A 17,150-nucleotide genomic window follows, 5' to 3' on the forward strand; every position below is an offset into this window, starting at 1 on the left:
TGAGAAGCAGGGAACAAAGGGCGCACAAAACTAAAGGCCTAAGGCATAATTTAAGTCCCAGCAAATTATTGGCCACTTTAAATATAATAAAAGTGGTGACAGTGAGAGTAATAAAAATGACTGCTATGTATTCCACAGAATCCCACCAAAATAAAACTTTTCTAAATTTTTATTCGACATACTTGGCATATTTCCTGTCACCTTTTCAAAGATTATGCCAATTCCTTTAATTTTTGGTCGAATTTATTTATTGTGTTGCATAGCCAGAATTTCAGCCGCAGCGCCCATAATGCCTACTACGGTATGTTCGAAGGTTAACCCGCCTTGTAAATAAACAGCATACGGCGGCCGCAACGGACCATCCGCGCTTAGCTCAATGGATGCGCCTTGGACAAAAGTGCCGCCCGCCATAATAACCTGATCAGAATATCCCGGCATAGGACTTGGCTCCGGCCGCACATGGGCATCAACGGGAGAATATTTTTGCAGGCCCCGGCAAAAAGCCACCATTTTTTCCGGTGACCCTAATTCAATGGCTTGAATGATATCATCACGCCGGTCCTCAGGTCGTGGTGAAACAGGATATCCCAGCAGGGAAAAGAAAGCAGCCGCAAAGATAGCCCCTTTTACCGCCTGGGCCACTACATGGGGAGCCATAAATAACCCCTGGTAAAGCAGACGGTTATCCGCCAGGGATGCTCCCAGCTCACTGCCGATTCCCGGTGCCGTCAACCGGCAGGCAGCCAGTTCAACCAGCTCACGCCGGCCGGTAATATAGCCACCGGTTGGGGCAAGCCCTCCCCCGGGATTTTTAATTAGCGATCCGGCCATAATATCGGCGCCGACTGCCGTTGGTTCCGCTTCGGCAACGAATTCGCCGTAGCAATTATCGACAAAACAGATGCAATCGGGTTTGACACTTTTAATTTGCTCACATGCGCGCTTAATCGTTTGTAAGCTTAAAGCCTGACGCATGCTATAGCCCCGGGAACGCTGAATTAGTACCATTCTGGTAGCAGGCTTAAGCATGGTTTGAATTTGAGAGAAATGGATGCCATTTTCGCGTAAGGGCATTTCCGCATAACTTATACCAAAATCTAGTAATGAGCCTGGTGAACGCCGCGGATAGCCGATTACGGTCTGCATGGTATCATAGGGTGCTCCGGTTATTGACAACAGTTCGTCGCCAGGCCGCAAAATCCCGAACAATACGGCGGCAAGAGCATGGGTGCCCGATACGAATTGTGTTCGGACCAAAGCCTGTTCAGAGCCGCAAAGATCAGCCCAGATCATCTCCAGTTTGTTCCGTCCGGCATCGGAGTAGGCGTAGCCGGTAGTCGTCCGAAAGTGATAATCCGAAACCTGATGTTTACGGAACGTATCTAATACTTTTAACGTATTTGCTTCGGCGATTTTATCGACTGACGCCAATAAGGGAGCGGTCTCTCTAAAGGCTTTGTCACGAATCGCCAGAATTTCATCCGGAAAATTATACATTTTATTCATCCCCTTGTAAAACATAAGTCTGGTAAAAATCAATCATGGCTAGCGGCAGGGAAACTATGACCCGGATCCCTTCGGGACAATATTGCACTTTGTGGACAGCCGCATTTTTGTAGAGAGTGGCCAGAAGGCCGCTCTGATCATAGGGTAACAGCAATTCGCGCTTTTGCTGTTGTTTATTGGTATATAAGTATTCCTGAACCATTTGCAGCAATCGTTCGATTCCCTGCCCCGAAAGAGCGGATATGCCGACGCTGTTATCCTGGCGCAACAGGCGCTCAAGCTGGTAAGGGCTGTCAATGCTGTCAATTTTATTAAAGGCGGTAATGACCGGCTTGGTGTCGGCCTGCAGTTCTTTCAAAACTTGAAAAACCGCTTCGGTTTGCCGCTGGTATCCGGGATGGGCGGCATCCACAACATGAATTAACAGGTCTGACTGAACTACTTCTTCCAAGGTAGCGCGGAACGCGGCAATCAACTGATGCGGTAATTTCTGAATAAATCCTACCGTATCGGTGATTAGTATTTCCTGCCCATCCGGTAATACCGCCCGGCGTGTCGTCGGGTCCAGAGTGGCAAAAAGCTTGTCTTCCGCCATAACACCGGCAGCCGTTAACGCATTCAGCAGGGTTGATTTTCCCGCGTTGGTATAGCCGACAAGAGCAACCGCAATCTTTTGTTCATTTTGCCTTCTTTGACGGTGTAGAGTTCGTTGCTGTTTTAATTCTTCGATTGCCTTTTCAATTTCGGCAATTCGGGAACGGATACGCCGTCTGTCGATTTCCAGCTTGGTTTCACCCGGACCGCGGGTGCCAATTCCCCCTCCCAGCCGGGACAAAACAAGTCCTTGGCCGCCCAGGCGGGGTAGATTATAGCGCATCTGAGCCAGCGCCACCTGCAATTTTCCTTCATAGGAGCGGGCCCGCTGGGCAAAAATATCTAAGATTAATGCGGTACGGTCCAGGACTTTGATACCCAGGCTTTCTTCCAGATTCCGTTGTTGGGTGGGAGAAAGTTCATCATCGAAAATAATCATATTGGCCTGTTTCGTTTGTCGTAAAAACTTAATTTCTTCAATTTTGCCGCGTCCTAAATAATAGACTGGGTCCGGGCGGTCCCTCTTCTGCCAGACTTTACCGACGACAATGGCTCCGGCTGTTTGGGCCAACTGTTCCAGCTCATCCAAAGAAAGGCGGATGTCCTCTGTTTTAGTTTGCTCAATTCCTGCCAGTAACGCAGATTCTTTTTCGGCGATATGTACTGTATTCATTAATTCCGCGCGATGGTCTACCGACAAAAGCAATGCCGTAAAATCCGTTTTTATAAATTCATCAAGATTAACCGGCCCAATATAATGTATATCAGTTTCATCTTCAATTATTTTCGTTATATAGGCATAACTGGCGTCAATCTTTCCTTCCGGGCCGGTACTAAGCGCAGCTATTAAGTCGAAGTGCATTTCCCGTAAGGAGGCTATATCCAGCTCACTTAACGCGCTGCTGCTATTGGGATGGGTATGGATGCACCGTATGCCGGACAATCTGTTTTGTCCTCTGCGGCCGTTTAGCTCCGGTAAGCCAACGGTGCGGATATCGCCGACGGCAACGCTGGTGACTCTGCCGTGGCGGTTAAGGTAAATGGCAATTTCACGTTGTATTTGGTCCGAAATGGACAGTAACACTTGCGCTAAATCAAGCGTAATGATCTCGTTACGAGAAATTTCAAATTCATATAGGGTTTCTAACCTTTTTAGGATACTTTTCCGGATTCCAGTTATATCTCCATGTATTGTAGCCAAATTACCACCTCCCTGTGTAGATATATTTCCTAAAATAAAAGAAAGGCTACAAATTAGCCTTATTCAACAACGGCAGCATTGAAAAGAATTTTTGGCATTAACTGTGAGCAATGCGGCTAATTAAAGCAATGGTAGTTATCAGGGAAACGAATGAGGCTGCCAGTCGTACCCAATAAGCGGATGACCGGTAAAACGGAAAGAATCTCTTAACATTACCGGGATTAAATAATAACATACCAAAAAAAATTATAACCGATAAAAGGAAAAAAGCAAACTTATTTTCCAGGAACCACATTGCGCCTAATAGGAAAATGAAAAAACTTCCCGTAGAAAAGGCAAAGAAGCGTTTCAAAAAAATTTGCGAGGTTTTTTGCTTGCGCATTCGCCGGGAAATGTCCACCCTGCATCCCTCCCCTGCTATTATGTTTATTATGAATGAACGATTCCACTTTTATTCATCAGAAGCCTGTCCGCTCCTTTAGCCAGCCATGCCTGCAGGCTGGTTAAGGACGATTGGGCGACGAATGCTGTGGGATTTCATCAACCGGTTCGGCTATATGGTCTGATTCATAACTGCCACAGATTAGGCAAAAACCTGCTTCTAATGATTTTTGCCGTAAAAGTAACGGGGTAGTTGCCAGGCCTTGTTTATAGCCGGACTGTTTTCCTTGATGCTTGCCCAGTATATATCCCAAAAGGAAGAACGCCAGTAAAAAAATAGCTATTTCAAGATTCATTGACTGGCCCTCCTCTGAAAATGAAGCATTGTAAGATAAAAGATAACAAAGCCGCTGAATACGGCAGAAAATATTTGTTCATTAACCAGCCAGGCAACCATCAAACAGAATAGGGCCAGTAAGGCGCATTCAGTAAGACCGTATTTTTGGGCCAGGTTACGCATGCCGCACATCGAGTCGAGGTGACGGTCCAGGCAATCATCCAGCAGTTGTACGGATAATACAAAGAGTACGGCAAAAAGCATCAAATTCCAGCCGAAAAGAATTGCCCCGATGAAAAACACAAGCAGGGATTCCTGCCAACCTGTTAAATGGCTGGGAAATAAGCGGGTAAATTGATTAAACATGCCGACGATATAGCTGCCTAGAAACAGAGACAGGGTAAGCGGCGGATTCATTGCCGCGGCCAGAGCAAGAATGAGCATTGCATAAACCATGGTTCCTGCGCCGTATCTTTGGGCCCAATTGATGCCGGAATGGATATCAAATTCCTGATCAAGAAAATCATCGGTCAGTTTTACCGCAATGCAGCATAAAATTACGGCGCTTACATTCAAAAGAAAGTTATATATTTCGGGCCACATAATTTTTCACCTCTTTAAACCCTTGGCTATACCGGGCCGAAATCGGTAAAATGACGACCTGGGGAAAGGCTTCGGCTGCCCGGGATACGGGTTCTCGTGTTGCGGCCAGGTCTATTTTGTTTAAAAGCATAATATAATTATGTCTTACCATACCGTAGTTGTATATTTCGTGGTCAATATTGGCTGGATTCTTTAAATATTCAACGGTAAGTTCCGTCAAATCCAACAGATGAATAATAAAATCGGCACAACGAATTAAACTTAAGGTTTGAGCCATTCCTTTCCGGATCGTTTCTTCTTTATAGATCTTTTCCGCGACACCGCAGGTGTCGGTCAATTTAAAATGAGCCGCCGTTTTTCCCTGTGGCATTTTTAGTTCAATGGATTGGGGCAGCCGTGTTTTATGGGGAGAAGTATCGCATAGTTCCCGTTTGGCATCATCAATTGTAAAATGGCGGCTGGTCAGTAATCCGTCATATGTTTTGAACAGGATGTCAATTGTTTTGTTTCCCAGATAAGCGGCAAAATTAAGAGTAAACATAGTTTTTCCCGAGTTAGGCCGCCCGACAATCAGACATTCCCTCATTCTTTCACCTCCAAGAGGTCTGCAGGTTCCAAAAGCATTAATTCCTCCCGGGTTGTAATCGTTTTGGACATTAGTCTTACCGCTTGCCGGCGGATGGCTTTTTCAATGATATTCCGGACAGTGCGGGCATTGCCGGAAACTTCATTGTTTTTTAGTGAATTTAAGATTTTTAACATGGCCAGCTTACTTTGCTGACTTATTTTATACTGCCGCAACGCACAGATTTGGTCGGCAATGGATAGCAATTCGTTATCGTTGTAATCCGGAAAATCAATATGAATGGGAAAACGGGAGCGAAGCCCCGGATTCGTCAACAGAAAATTTTCCATTTCCTGCTGATAGCCGGCTAAGATTAAAATTAATTCGTCTTTATGATCCTCCATTGCCTTGACCATACAATCAATAGCCTCTTTGCCAAAATCTTTTTCTCCGCCTCTGGCCAGGGAATAGGCTTCGTCAATAAACAAAATTCCCCCATAGGCCTTTTTTAGCTGGTCACGGGTTTTTTGCGCCGTATGTCCAATATATTCTCCCACCAAGTCTGCCCGCTCGATTTCGATAAGATGGCCGCGGGACAAAACTCCCATTTCCCGGAAGACTTTTCCCAAAATACGCGCTACCGTAGTTTTTCCCGTACCCGGGTTGCCTTTAAAAATCATATGTAAAACCAGCGGCTCCGTAACTAACCGCTCTTTTTCCCGCCGTTTTTGAATTTCAATAAAGGCATAAATTTCACGGACCAACTTTTTTACAGAGTTTAAGCCGATTAAGCTGTCTAACTCGTGCAAAATTTCCTCCACCCTTTTTTGCGAATTGGATGAACTGCTGGTATCTTTATATTTTGCTAATCGGTCGACTTGGTCCATTTCCTGTAGTAGCTGAAAGGCTTCCAAAGCGGAAATATCTCCGGTCTCGACAGCAGACAACACGTCCTGTGGCCACAGATATGCCATTGTAGTCACCTCATCCTGGGTATCGGTGATATCCATTATACGCAAAAGGATGCGAAAGGTGCTTGGCCTATGAGAAAAACGCTGACGCGGTTTTTCGGCTCATGGCGCAGGAAAAAAGACTTAGTTTGCACCAAGTCTTTTTTACGATCCTTCTGTCTGGATTGGCGTCCAAAATGATTTCCAGATGGTTCCCCGCGCCCCGAGCCCTGCGCCACAGACCGCAAAACCACGCGTTAGCGGTTTTGCTTAGGAGATACGTAACAAATCTAGATTTCCCCGGAGGCGGGTATTGCCCAGACTGGCGGGAATCAATATGGTTTCGCCTTTTTCTACTCTTTCTTCCCCCTGTACAGAATCGATAATGCCTTTCCCGTTAAGAATGCAATAGATAGCATACTGATTATTGGTTGCGTCGCGCCATTCTTCCGGTACGGTGATTTTTTCCATTTGAAAGTAAGGACATTCGATCTTTGACCGGGAAAAATCAATCGTTTCCTGCCGGCCAAACCGGATTACCTCAACCGCTTTGTCCGTATGCAGCTCCCGTGGCCGTCCGTCAGGGCCAAGGCGTCCGTAATCATATACCCGGTAGGTGGTATCGGAATTTTGCTGAACCTCGTAAACAACTACCCCTTCCAGCAGAGCGTGTACCGTGCCGGCGGGAACGAAAACCATATCCCCTTTTTTTACTGGTACCGTCCGCAGCACATTTTCAAAATGATTTTGTTGCAAGGCGTTGAGAAATTCGTTTCTGGTGACGGATTCTTTTAGACCATAAATAATACGGGCATTTTCCCGGGCCGACACAATGTACCATGCTTCCGTTTTGCCTGGTTCCTGTTCCTGCTGATAGGCATAGGCATCATCCGGATGCACTTGTAGTGATAAATTATCGCTGGCATCAATAATTTTAAGTAATAACGGGAATTTCCGGCCGGGAAGCAGCTCTTTGGCGCCCAGTAAGTCCCTTTCGTAGCGCTCAATAATCGTTTGCAGCGATTCCCCGGCTAAAATACCGTTGACAACCATACTGGTCCCATTCCGGTGACTGCACAGTTCCCAGCTTTCTCCTACCCTGTCACAGGGTACGTCACGGTTAAAAATGCCGGCTATGCTCTTGCCGCCCCAAATTTTTTCTTTATAAATTGGTTTGAATTTTAACGGATATAACATAGTTTTTCCACCTTTACTCACGTTTTGTCTACTTCTTAATCATAGCAAACAGGAAGAGCATTTTAAATACCGTAATAATTCAAAAAGTTTACCACAGCGATGTGGTAACGGCAAAAGAAAAAGAAAAGGTTGAGAAACATTTCTTTCTCAACCGGATAGGCCATACTATTATTCTATTTATCCAATTTAGGTTCTTCCCTTTTATCGTGAAAACCGGAATTCAACGGACGGAAGGGTGTAATTGTTGATATGGCATGCTTATAGACCAGCTGTTGTTTCCCTTCATTTTCGATAATCACGGTGAAATTATCAAAACCTTTAACAGCTCCGCGCAATTGGAATCCATTAACCAAATAAATAATGACCGGTACGTTTTCCTTGCGGACCTGATTTAAAAAACTATCCTGTAAATTAATTACTTTTGTTGTCATGAATCTAACCCCTCCGTATATCAATAATATTTATTCTATTCTACTCGGGTCTAAAACTTTCCTGCAATCAGACTGTAAATATATGTAAACATTTTATCATAACTACCAAAATTGTCAATATCTATCCAATGGATATATGGCATTTTACGATACCAGGTTAACTGGCGTTTCGCAAATCTCCGCGTTGCCTGTTTTATGTTATCCATCGTTTCGTTTAGGCTGGCTGTACCGGCTAAATAATCACATACTTCCTTATAACCGATGCCTTGCATTGACTGGGCCGCCGGTAAGACTCCCTGAGAGAGCAAAAGACGGACCTCATCGACCAGCCCATTGGCAAACATCTGGTCTACCCGGTTGTTGATGCGCTCGTATAATAGCTCCCGCCTCAGAGTAAGCCCTATGGCCAGGACATCATACATCAGCGTCTGCTGGTCGGAGAATTTGCGTTCAGAAACCGTATTGCCCTCAAGGTGATAGACCTCAAGCGCCCTTATAATCCGCCGCAGGTCATTCGGATGTACCCGGCGGGCCGATTCGGGTGCCAGTTTGACAAGTAAAGAATACACGTATTCCTTGCCATGTTGTTCGGCCAAGGCGGTATATTTTTTCCGTAAGGATTCGTCGCCGGCAGACTGATTAAACTGGTATCCTTCCAATAGAGCCTTAACGTATAGCCCCGTGCCTCCTGCCAAAATTGGTATTTTCCCTTTTTGCTGAATGGCAGTTATACATTGGACGGCAAGCTGCCGAAAATCAACTACGTTAAAAAGTTCGCCGGGCTCCCGGATATCGATAAGATGATGGACAATGCCGGAACGTTCTTCCGGTGAGGGTTTGGCGGTACCGATATTCATTTCCCGATATACCAGCATTGAATCACCGGATATAATCTCCGTATTCAGCAACCGGGCCAAATCAATGCTCAGCTTCGTTTTGCCGACTGCAGTCGGGCCCAATATGGCAATTAGCTGTTCCATTTTAATGGCTCCCCGCCGGAATAACGCCATATTGCACGCTGCTATATTTGCCGCCTGTCAGATTGGTTATACCCAGACGTTTGAATTCCGGGCTTTCATGAGCCTCTTTGATGACCACTCTTTGTTTAGCAACCCGACAGGCTTGTTCGATCGCGGCCCTGCTGACCGGACGCATATCGGCTAAATATCTGAGCGGTTTTACGTTCGCACTGGTTACGACGGGGCACCGGAACATGGGATCAAGGTATATGATATCAAAACTTCCCGGCGGCAAACCGGCTAAATAAGAATCATAATCAATATTCTTTACTTGGATCCGGCGTAAAGCTGTGGTAATGCGTTCGTCATCACCGACAAAGTTGGCAAGTCCGTATTGCGCTATCATGGCAACGGCCGGTGACACCTCAAGCCCGACAACGGTTCCCCCCTCACCGGTGACGAAACTGGCTACGACGGCATCGGAAGCCAGACCCAAGGTGCAATCCAGCACCGACATTCCCGGCTGGAGACCCATGGCTGTCACCATATGGTCATGTTTACCATTTGTGAGATTTTTTATACGCAGATCCGCCATGCTTAAATGAAAAAAGTATTCACCGCCGGCGGTATGCACAAGGGGGCCTTGGGTGGTCATTACCAGGATATTCTCCGTATGGTATTGTGCTTTTAAGGCCGCCAGGGAATGATTTTCCCGGGCGACAAACGGGAGCATGAGACTCTTGGCGGTCTCATGCGCCTGTTCTTCTAAATTCGGTGAAGGATGATGTACGGTTGTTATGATCATAGCCGCTGCCCCATCTGTGTTATTTTAAAAATTTTATGTACGTTTGAATAATTTTGCCAGGTCCTCCGGAGCGAACCGAACCATGGCCGGCCGGCCGTGAGGACAGGTATATGGTAATGTTGTGGCACAAAGCTCACTGATTAAGGCTTGCATTTGCCGCATATTCAACATTTCGCCGGCTTTTACGGCTGCCCGGCAGGCCGCCGTCTGCAGATAAGCATGCCGTATATCCTGTGGCGTGGGATTGTGCAGATTATGAAGGAGACTTAAAATTTGGCGCAAGGCCTCGTCAGCCTCAGTCTGGGAAATATCACTTGGCATTTCCAGCAAGCGAAATGTATTGGGGCCTGACAATTCCAATGTGAAGCCCAGTTGATAAAATGTATCTGCTTTTTCTAATATTATATTGGTTTCCTGTGGATCAAATTCCAAAAACAGCGGCACTAACAGCTGCTGGGCCGGTATCCGGTCCGTCGTACGGCCCAGCCGGTCATACAAAATCCGTTCATGGGCGGCATGCTGGTCAATAATATACAGGCCGTCGTCACCCTGGGCAACAATATAGCAGTTTTCGATTTGTCCTAAGGGCCGTAAAATAATATCCGGTTCCGGCGTGGCTTCGATATCGGCATCGACCGGTACCGGGCCGGTACTGGGCAATAATTTTTCCTCCCGGATTACCTGCTGGGTTTCGGGAAAAGAGAGCGGTTCTTCCCGCCAGGAAGACGGCGGAGCGGAAGGAGTGGAAGGAATGGCGCGGGGAATTTCAAAGGACTGCCTGCCGACGCTATAGTGATTGTTTGGCTGCTTTACCGGAAAGGAAGCGGCTAACTCTCCCGGGGAGTGTTTGTCGGCTAAAACTTCAACAATAGCGTGATAAACAGCGCGGTAAATCGTTTGTTCGTTACTGAACTTTATTTCACTCTTTTGCGGATGGACATTTACATCAATCAGGTCCGGAGGAATTTCAATGTTCAGCACAGCCAGCGGATAGCCGTTTTTTGGCAGCAGGGAGTGATAGGCATTATCAAGGGCCTTGGCGATTAACCGGCTATTAATCACCCGGGAATCAACCAGAAAGGTTTGCCACTGGCGGCTGCTTTTTAAGAGGGTCGGCTTACCTACAAAACCGGAAACACGGATTGAATCCAGGGTATAATTCACCGGCAGAATATCGGTAGCTACCTTGTAGCCGTGCAATCCTGCCAGGGCGTCGGCCAGTTTGCCGTTTCCCGGTGTGGATAAAACAACGCGTGTATTGTTGATTAAGCGAAAAATGATTTCGGGATGGGAAAGGGCCAGTTTGCCAAGAATATCATGAATATGAGAACTTTCCGACGCGGGCGATTTAAGAAATTTTTGCCGCGCCGGTGTATTGTAAAAAAGATCTCTTACGGTGACGGTTGTTCCGGCATTTCCCCCCGCCTCCCTGACTTCCGTCACCACACCGCCCTCTACTTCCACATAGGTTGCCAGTGTGGCGTCATGCAGCCTTGTTGTGATAGAAAATTTCGATACGGAGGCTATGCTGGGCAGCGCCTCCCCCCGGAAACCCAAGGAAGCAATTCGTCCGAGGTCTTCCGCCGAACGGATTTTGCTGGTTGCATGCCGCAAAATAGCTAATTGGGCATCTTCTTGGCTCATGCCGCTGCCGTCATCGGTCACTCGAATAAAAGCGGTGCCGCCTTCCGCGATTTCCACCTCAATGTTCCGGCTGCCGGCATCAATGGCGTTTTCAACCAGTTCTTTAATAATTGAGGCCGGCCGCTCTACCACTTCTCCGGCCGCTATTTTATTGGCTGTATTCTCATCAAGAATACGGATGACAGAAGGGCTCATAACTGGCCGACCTCCTGTTTGGCCTGATTTTGCAGCTTATAGAGAAGATTCAGTGCTTCTAATGGGGTCAGGGTCATTATATCCAAGGCCAGCAAATCTTCCGCCAGGGTACTTTGAAATAGTGACTGCGTTCCCGTAGCAGCAGCGATGGGAGCCGGTGAATCCAGCCTGTTAACACCATGCTGTTCTTCTAGTTCACTGAGCAGTTCGTGGGCCCTCTCGATAATTTTTTTTGGTAACCCTGCCAATTGGGCAACATGAATGCCATAGCTTTTATCTGCGCCGCCGGGAATAATCCGCCGTAAGAATACAACTTCGTTTCCCCGTTCTTTGACGGCAACGGAATAATTTTTAACTACCGGACTGTTTTCGGCTAACTCCGTTAATTCGTGATAATGCGTGGCAAATAAGGTCATTGCTTTAATCCGGTCTTTAATATGCTCGACTACGGCTCGGGCAATGCTCATACCATCAAACGTGCTGGTCCCCCGGCCGATCTCGTCTAAAATGATCAAACTCTTGGTGGTAGCATGTTTTATAATTTGCGCTACTTCATTCATCTCTACCATGAAGGTACTTTGCCCCGTAGCTAAATCGTCACTGGCGCCTACCCGGGTAAAAATGCGGTCTACCGGACAGATGGAAGCCTCCCGGGCCGGAATAAAGCTGCCGATCTGGGCCATGAGGACCAAAAGCGCAACCTGGCGCATATACGTTGATTTTCCCGCCATATTCGGTCCGGTAATAATTAGAACCTCATTATCTTTATGATTTAAGACAGTATCGTTGGGAACAAACATTTCTTGCAATAATAACCGTTCCACTACGGGATGACGGCCGTCTTTGATTACGATTTCCCGGGTATTGATTTGCGGTTTTACATAGCCGTAGCGCCCCGCAGCCTCGGCGAGACTGTAAATGGAATCCAATTCGGCCACACTGCGCGCCGTTTGCTGAATTTCTTTTATATGGGCCTTGACGCGATCCTTAATTTGGGTAAATAAATGATATTCCAGATTGACTATTTTTTCCTGCGCACCGAGAATTTTGGTTTCAAATTCTTTTAATTCCGGCGTAATATAACGTTCGGCATTGGCCAGTGTCTGTTTGCGGATATAAGTTGGCGGAACCGAACCGCTATTGGCATGAGTCACTTCAATATAATAGCCGAATACCTTGTTGTAACCGACTTTGAGGGAACGGATGCCCGTCTTTTCCCGTTCCTGGGTTTCCAGATTTTGCACCCATTCCTTGCTGTTGCGGGCCATAGTACGCAGTTCATCCAATTCCAGGTCATAACCCGGTTTAATCATTGCTCCTTCCCGGACGGAAAGGGGTGGATTGTCAACAATAGCATTTTCAATTAAAGTCACAATATCCGTATGCGTTTGTAAGGTCTGACTGATGCCTGAGAGCAGCTTTGTTTCGGTTACCTGGGTGCAACGCTTAATTTGCGGCAGTACGGACAAGGAGGCTTTGAGCGAGATCAGGTCTCGGGCATTGGCTGAACCAATCTCGATTCGGGTTACGATGCGCTCAAAATCATAGATTTCACCCAAGGCCTCCTGCAGTTCGTGACGAATGGACGGTTTGTCCAACAATTCACCGATTGCCGACTGCCTGTTGTCTATATGTAAGGGGTTCAACAGGGGCGCTTCGAGCCATTTTTTTAATAACCGTCCCCCCATTGCCGTTTTGGTAAAATCCAAAACCGACAAGAGGGTGCCCTTTTTACCGCCGTCATGCATATTACGCGTTATTTCCAGGTTACGCAGAGTCGAGGCATCAATAATTAAATGTTCGTTAGCATTGAACTGAGACAACCGGTTGATATGGGATAAATCATTTTTCACGGTCTGATGCAGATAATATAATAAATAACCGCTGGCCATTTCGGCGCTATGGCTGGCCGGCAGTTCGTCGGCACCGAAATGCTGCCGTAACAGTTGGGCCAGAATGTTGAGGTCATCGACCCGGATCGTAGTTTGTACACAATGGGGAATGCGCTGGGCAATAAAGTCGTTTAAGTTGCTCAGTTCTTCAATCCGGCTGGTAATAATCAGTTCCGACGGCATTAAACGAAATAAATAATCGCACACCGTAGCAAGACGGTACGCACCGGTAAATACTTCCCAGAGGCATTCGCCGGTAGAAATATCCGCCGCCGCTAAACTGAGTGTTGCATCTTCTTCGTACAGCACGGCCAGGAAGTTATTTCCCTTGTCGGTTAATAACGTTTCGGACAAGACCGTTCCGGGGGTGACGATTTTTATGACTTCCCGGCGGACAATGCCTTTAGCTTGCTTGGGGTCTTCCACCTGTTCACAAATAGCAATCTTAAAACCTTTATTAATTAAGCGGGCAATATAATTATCAACGGCATGATACGGGACGCCGCACATAGGAACACGGACATTCAGCCCGGCTTCCCGGGAGGTCAGCGTAATTTCCAGTTCCCGGGAGGCAACTTCGGCATCCTCAAAAAACATTTCATAAAAATCACCCAGGCGAAAAAACAGCAATTCGTTGGGATGTTGTTTTTTTATTTCCCGGTATTGTTCCATCATTGGCGTATAGCTGGGAGCCATAAAAATTCTCCTCTTCCCTAAAATCAGTTAATTGGCAATTTGTCCTTTAAGTACCCAGGTCTGGGCGCCGGTAACCATAACCTCAACTAATTGACCGATTTTTTCCTGGGTTTTATCCCAAATAACTATTTTATTGGTACGGGTCCGGCCCGTCATTTTATGAACATCATTTTTACTGGTTCCTTCCACCAGCACTTCCATCCGCCGGCCTTCCAACTGCTTGTTAATTGTCAAACTGATTTCATTTTGTACCTGCATCAATTGTTGAAGCCGCCTTTTCTTGATTTCCGGCGGAACCTGCTCAGTCATTTCGGCCGCCGGTGTTCCTGAACGGGGCGAATATAAAAAAGTATAAGCGGCGTCAAAGCGGATCATTTTGAGAAAAGCTAAGGTTTCTTCGAATAATTGCTCTGTTTCGCCCGGAAAACCGACGATAATATCCGTTGTAATGCTTACATCCGGTATCTTTTCCCGGATTTGTTCTACCAGGCGGCGATAGTGGTCTGCTGTATAACCGCGGTTCATCCGGGCCAGGATGGTATCGCTGCCGGATTGGACCGGTAAATGAACGTGTTCACAAATTTTAGCGCCGTTTTTTATGACTTCGATCACTTTCTCATTCATATCCCTCGGATGCGATGTCATAAAGCGGATTCGTTCAATACTGTCAATTTGGTCGATAGCCTGCAATAAATCGGCAAAATCCGCGTTCGTGGGAGTGTCTTTACCATAAGAGTTTACATTCTGTCCCAGTAACGTGATTTCTTTGAAGCCTGCCTTGCCTAATTCGGTTACTTCAGTGACAATATCCTCCAGGGGACGGCTGCGTTCCCTGCCGCGCACATACGGGACAATGCAATAGGTACAAAAATTATTGCAGCCATGCATGATAGGTACCCAGGCGGAGACCTGCCCCTTACGAACCGCCGGTACGGCCGGGGATGGCCGTTCCCCTTCTTCGCCAACAGCCAGGACTTTCTTTTTGGAGGCTTTGATTTGTTTTATGTTTTCAACGAATTGATAAATATTATGAGTTCCAATGACCAAGTCAACGTGAGGCGCTTTTTTGAATAAAGCTTCCTTGTCTTTTTGCGCCATGCAGCCGGAAATGGCAATGACTAAATCCGGTTTCGCGGTCTTTAGCTTTTTCAATTCACCGATTTTTCCGTAGATTTTTTTTTCCGCACTTTCCCGGACGCAACAAGTATTGATGATAATAATATCGGCCACATGAATGTCGGCGGTAAATTGATAGCCCATGCTTTGGAGCTGGCCGGCAATATGCTCGGAATCGCTTTCATTCATCTGACAGCCATAGGTGATGGTTGTAAAATACTCTCTATTTTTTGCTTCAACTGGCGTAGAGCCGGAATTTTTCTCCTGAATCGACATTATATCCTCCTGATGGTGGTTCTTTGTTATATTATATCCTAATTTTGGTTTACAAACAAACCCGGTCTACTGCTCTAACCTACATTTCTCACCTTGAAATTTATGGCGACAATTTCCGGTACGGTAAAAACAAAAGCCCGCTATGGGGCTGTTCTGTTGGGAAACGTTTTTCAATTAATCCAATATACTGGGTGTCCAACCTTCCTTATAACTGCGGTATTTGTCGTAAATAATGCGAATCGCTGTAATTACCGCTTTTTTGGCACTTCCTTGATAAATCCGGTCAATTAAATGAATTAGATAGTCAGGTCCATTTTTTATGCTGTTTCCTACTAAGGCAGTCGAGACGTGATCCCGGGCAACTCGCGTGGCCAGCGTACAATCCGCTTCCACAATTTCACCGCTGTCTACATCGATAAGAACAACTAAACCAATTACTTTATACATCTCGCTGGCAGTAATACCGGTAGGTAATTTTGCATAACCTGAAAATAACACCAAATTCGACCCTGCTTTATCCACGGAAAATCCCCCTATCGTCGTTTAATCGAGGCTAAGACGTTTTACTTCGATGTTAACTTCTTTTACCAGCATTCCGGTCATATATTCCACCGTATTTTTAATCTGATGCTGGGCTTGATGCACAACATCCCACAAGGGATAGCCATATTTTACCGTTACATCAAGGGAAATGGAGATGCCTTTTTCTTTCTCAAAGAAATTTTTTATCGCAATTTGCATAGTGCGGGTAATTCCCGGCTCTCTGGTGGCAACATAATCAACAATGGCGGCAATGGCGGCGTCGGAAATCAAAAGTTTTCCATAATAACTAAACATCGGCCGTACAATTGATTTTTCCCCTAATTTCCGCCGTTTAGCCGCTTGCGGTTTTTTAAAGAATATCTCCAGGGGATCGATTAAATAACCGGAGAAATGGGCCTTCAGTTCAATGGTTGGTACGGGAATAATATGTTTGCCTTCTTTTAAACGGCTCTCACGGGCTTTTTCGATTTCCGATTTAGTAGCAATTTCCTCAATTCGAATCGTTTGATTGATTGACGGTAATTCGAGGGCGGCGAGAATTTTTTCCACCATATTCACTGAGGTTCCTAAAATTAGCATGCGTTCCGGTTTTACTTTGGTAATTGCTTCACGAACTTCCCGGGCATGGTCGGGGTCCATAAAAATAGCCCGTTTTACGGCCCGGATCTTACTCGGTTCTTTTTTGGCAGAATAACCGGCAATGATTTTACTATCTTTGATCAGTAAGCCATCATCGATTATAGTATCTACATTATGTTCATGAGCAACGACCAGTGCCCGGTGGCTCTTTCCCGTTCCGCTCGGCCCGACCAAGGCAATGATATTCATCCGATGGCCTCCTAAATCCCACATATTGTTGAGTAACAGAGGACTGCGAAAAGTGGGCTAAATAGTAAAGTATACTCATAATAAAAATAAACACCTTTTCAGGTGTTGTCAAGTATAACTGTCGCTTTTATTTTTTTGCCAAGCGGAAATATTTTAATTGCTCTTCCAATTCAACAATGCGTACATTGCGATACATTATGGCGCGGGCATACCGGCAGTTGTTTTTTTGCAATTTTTCATTTTGACTTTCCAGTATTGCCAGCCGCTCCCGCTTTTCTTTTTCCAATGTGTCAATCAGGTTCATTAGTACCCGGCGACTGATGCGTAAGGCGGCCACCTTATTTTCCAATTCCTGTACCCGCATTTTTAAATCCTCAATCAGGCTGATGTCGTCGATCATAAACCATCCTCCTGAATCGTCTCTTGTATCA

Annotated in this window: 16 protein-coding genes; all 16 read right to left on the reverse strand. The window is 46.1% G+C overall.

Annotated elements, in window-relative coordinates:
• Nucleotides 1–243 precede the first annotated feature (243 nt).
• The 16 genes from LUCIF_RS05865 to LUCIF_RS05945 all read right to left on the reverse strand — a co-directional run bounded on the left by LUCIF_RS05865 (nucleotide 244) and on the right by LUCIF_RS05945 (nucleotide 17,119).
• Nucleotides 244–1,497 (reverse strand): methionine gamma-lyase family protein, encoded by a 1,254-nt coding sequence (locus LUCIF_RS05865; RefSeq protein WP_122626951.1) that lies wholly within the window; start codon nucleotides 1,495–1,497, stop codon nucleotides 244–246.
• Between the two features lies 1 nt (nucleotide 1,498).
• The gene (hflX, locus tag LUCIF_RS05870; RefSeq protein WP_122626952.1) at nucleotides 1,499–3,301 is read right to left on the reverse strand and encodes a GTPase HflX; all 1,803 of its coding nucleotides are present in this window, start codon (nucleotides 3,299–3,301) and stop codon (nucleotides 1,499–1,501) included.
• 503 nt (nucleotides 3,302–3,804) lie between these two features.
• Nucleotides 3,805–4,038 (reverse strand): hypothetical protein, encoded by a 234-nt coding sequence (locus tag LUCIF_RS05880; RefSeq protein WP_122626954.1) that lies wholly within the window; start codon nucleotides 4,036–4,038, stop codon nucleotides 3,805–3,807.
• Entirely contained in the window at nucleotides 4,035–4,622 is a 588-nt protein-coding gene (locus LUCIF_RS05885) for a hypothetical protein (protein WP_122626955.1), read from the reverse strand. Before LUCIF_RS05885 ends, LUCIF_RS05880 begins: the two co-directional genes overlap by 4 nt.
• Nucleotides 4,603–5,208 carry a GTPase domain-containing protein gene (locus LUCIF_RS05890; protein ID WP_122626956.1) on the reverse strand — a complete coding sequence of 202 codons (606 nt, stop codon included), beginning with the start codon at nucleotides 5,206–5,208 and terminating at the stop codon, nucleotides 4,603–4,605. Before LUCIF_RS05890 ends, LUCIF_RS05885 begins: the two co-directional genes overlap by 20 nt.
• A complete protein-coding gene (locus tag LUCIF_RS05895) occupies nucleotides 5,205–6,161 on the reverse strand; it encodes an AAA family ATPase (RefSeq protein ID WP_122626957.1) in 957 nt (318 codons plus the stop codon). The genes LUCIF_RS05890 and LUCIF_RS05895 overlap by 4 nt, the downstream gene beginning before the upstream one ends.
• A 246-nt stretch (nucleotides 6,162–6,407) precedes the next feature.
• Entirely contained in the window at nucleotides 6,408–7,334 is a 927-nt protein-coding gene (locus LUCIF_RS05900; protein ID WP_122626958.1) for a type I phosphomannose isomerase catalytic subunit, read from the reverse strand.
• A 173-nt stretch (nucleotides 7,335–7,507) separates the two neighbouring features.
• A complete protein-coding gene (hfq, locus tag LUCIF_RS05905; protein ID WP_122626959.1) occupies nucleotides 7,508–7,765 on the reverse strand; it encodes an RNA chaperone Hfq in 258 nt (85 codons plus the stop codon).
• Nucleotides 7,766–7,815: 50 nt separating this feature from the next.
• Nucleotides 7,816–8,745: a tRNA (adenosine(37)-N6)-dimethylallyltransferase MiaA gene (gene miaA / locus LUCIF_RS05910; protein ID WP_122626960.1), complete on the reverse strand. Its 930-nt coding sequence runs from the start codon at nucleotides 8,743–8,745 to the stop codon at nucleotides 7,816–7,818.
• A 1-nt stretch (nucleotide 8,746) separates the two neighbouring features.
• Nucleotides 8,747–9,529 carry a class I SAM-dependent methyltransferase gene (locus LUCIF_RS05915; protein WP_122626961.1) on the reverse strand — a complete coding sequence of 261 codons (783 nt, stop codon included), beginning with the start codon at nucleotides 9,527–9,529 and terminating at the stop codon, nucleotides 8,747–8,749.
• A gap of 33 nt (nucleotides 9,530–9,562) precedes the next feature.
• Entirely contained in the window at nucleotides 9,563–11,368 is a 1,806-nt protein-coding gene (gene mutL, locus LUCIF_RS05920) for a DNA mismatch repair endonuclease MutL (protein WP_122626962.1), read from the reverse strand.
• Nucleotides 11,365–13,956, reverse strand: a complete 2,592-nt coding sequence (gene mutS, locus LUCIF_RS05925) for a DNA mismatch repair protein MutS (protein ID WP_122626963.1) — start codon at nucleotides 13,954–13,956, stop codon at nucleotides 11,365–11,367. The genes mutL and mutS overlap by 4 nt, the downstream gene beginning before the upstream one ends.
• A 27-nt stretch (nucleotides 13,957–13,983) precedes the next feature.
• Nucleotides 13,984–15,348 carry a tRNA (N6-isopentenyl adenosine(37)-C2)-methylthiotransferase MiaB gene (gene miaB, locus LUCIF_RS05930; RefSeq protein ID WP_122626964.1) on the reverse strand — a complete coding sequence of 455 codons (1,365 nt, stop codon included), beginning with the start codon at nucleotides 15,346–15,348 and terminating at the stop codon, nucleotides 13,984–13,986.
• A gap of 174 nt (nucleotides 15,349–15,522) precedes the next feature.
• On the reverse strand, nucleotides 15,523–15,870 hold the full coding sequence (locus LUCIF_RS05935) for a DUF3870 domain-containing protein (protein WP_122626965.1): 348 nt from the start codon (nucleotides 15,868–15,870) through the stop codon (nucleotides 15,523–15,525).
• A 21-nt stretch (nucleotides 15,871–15,891) separates the two neighbouring features.
• Complete coding sequence (locus LUCIF_RS05940; protein WP_122626966.1) at nucleotides 15,892–16,719, reverse strand: Asp23/Gls24 family envelope stress response protein; 828 nt, start codon at nucleotides 16,717–16,719, stop codon at nucleotides 15,892–15,894.
• A gap of 127 nt (nucleotides 16,720–16,846) precedes the next feature.
• Nucleotides 16,847–17,119: a translation initiation factor 2 gene (locus tag LUCIF_RS05945; protein ID WP_122626967.1), complete on the reverse strand. Its 273-nt coding sequence runs from the start codon at nucleotides 17,117–17,119 to the stop codon at nucleotides 16,847–16,849.
• Nucleotides 17,120–17,150 lie beyond the last annotated feature (31 nt).

The organism is Allolucifera butyrica (genome assembly GCF_900476375.1).
In the GTDB taxonomy this organism is placed as follows: Bacteria; Bacillota; Negativicutes; order Sporomusales; family UPPP01; genus Lucifera; species Lucifera butyrica.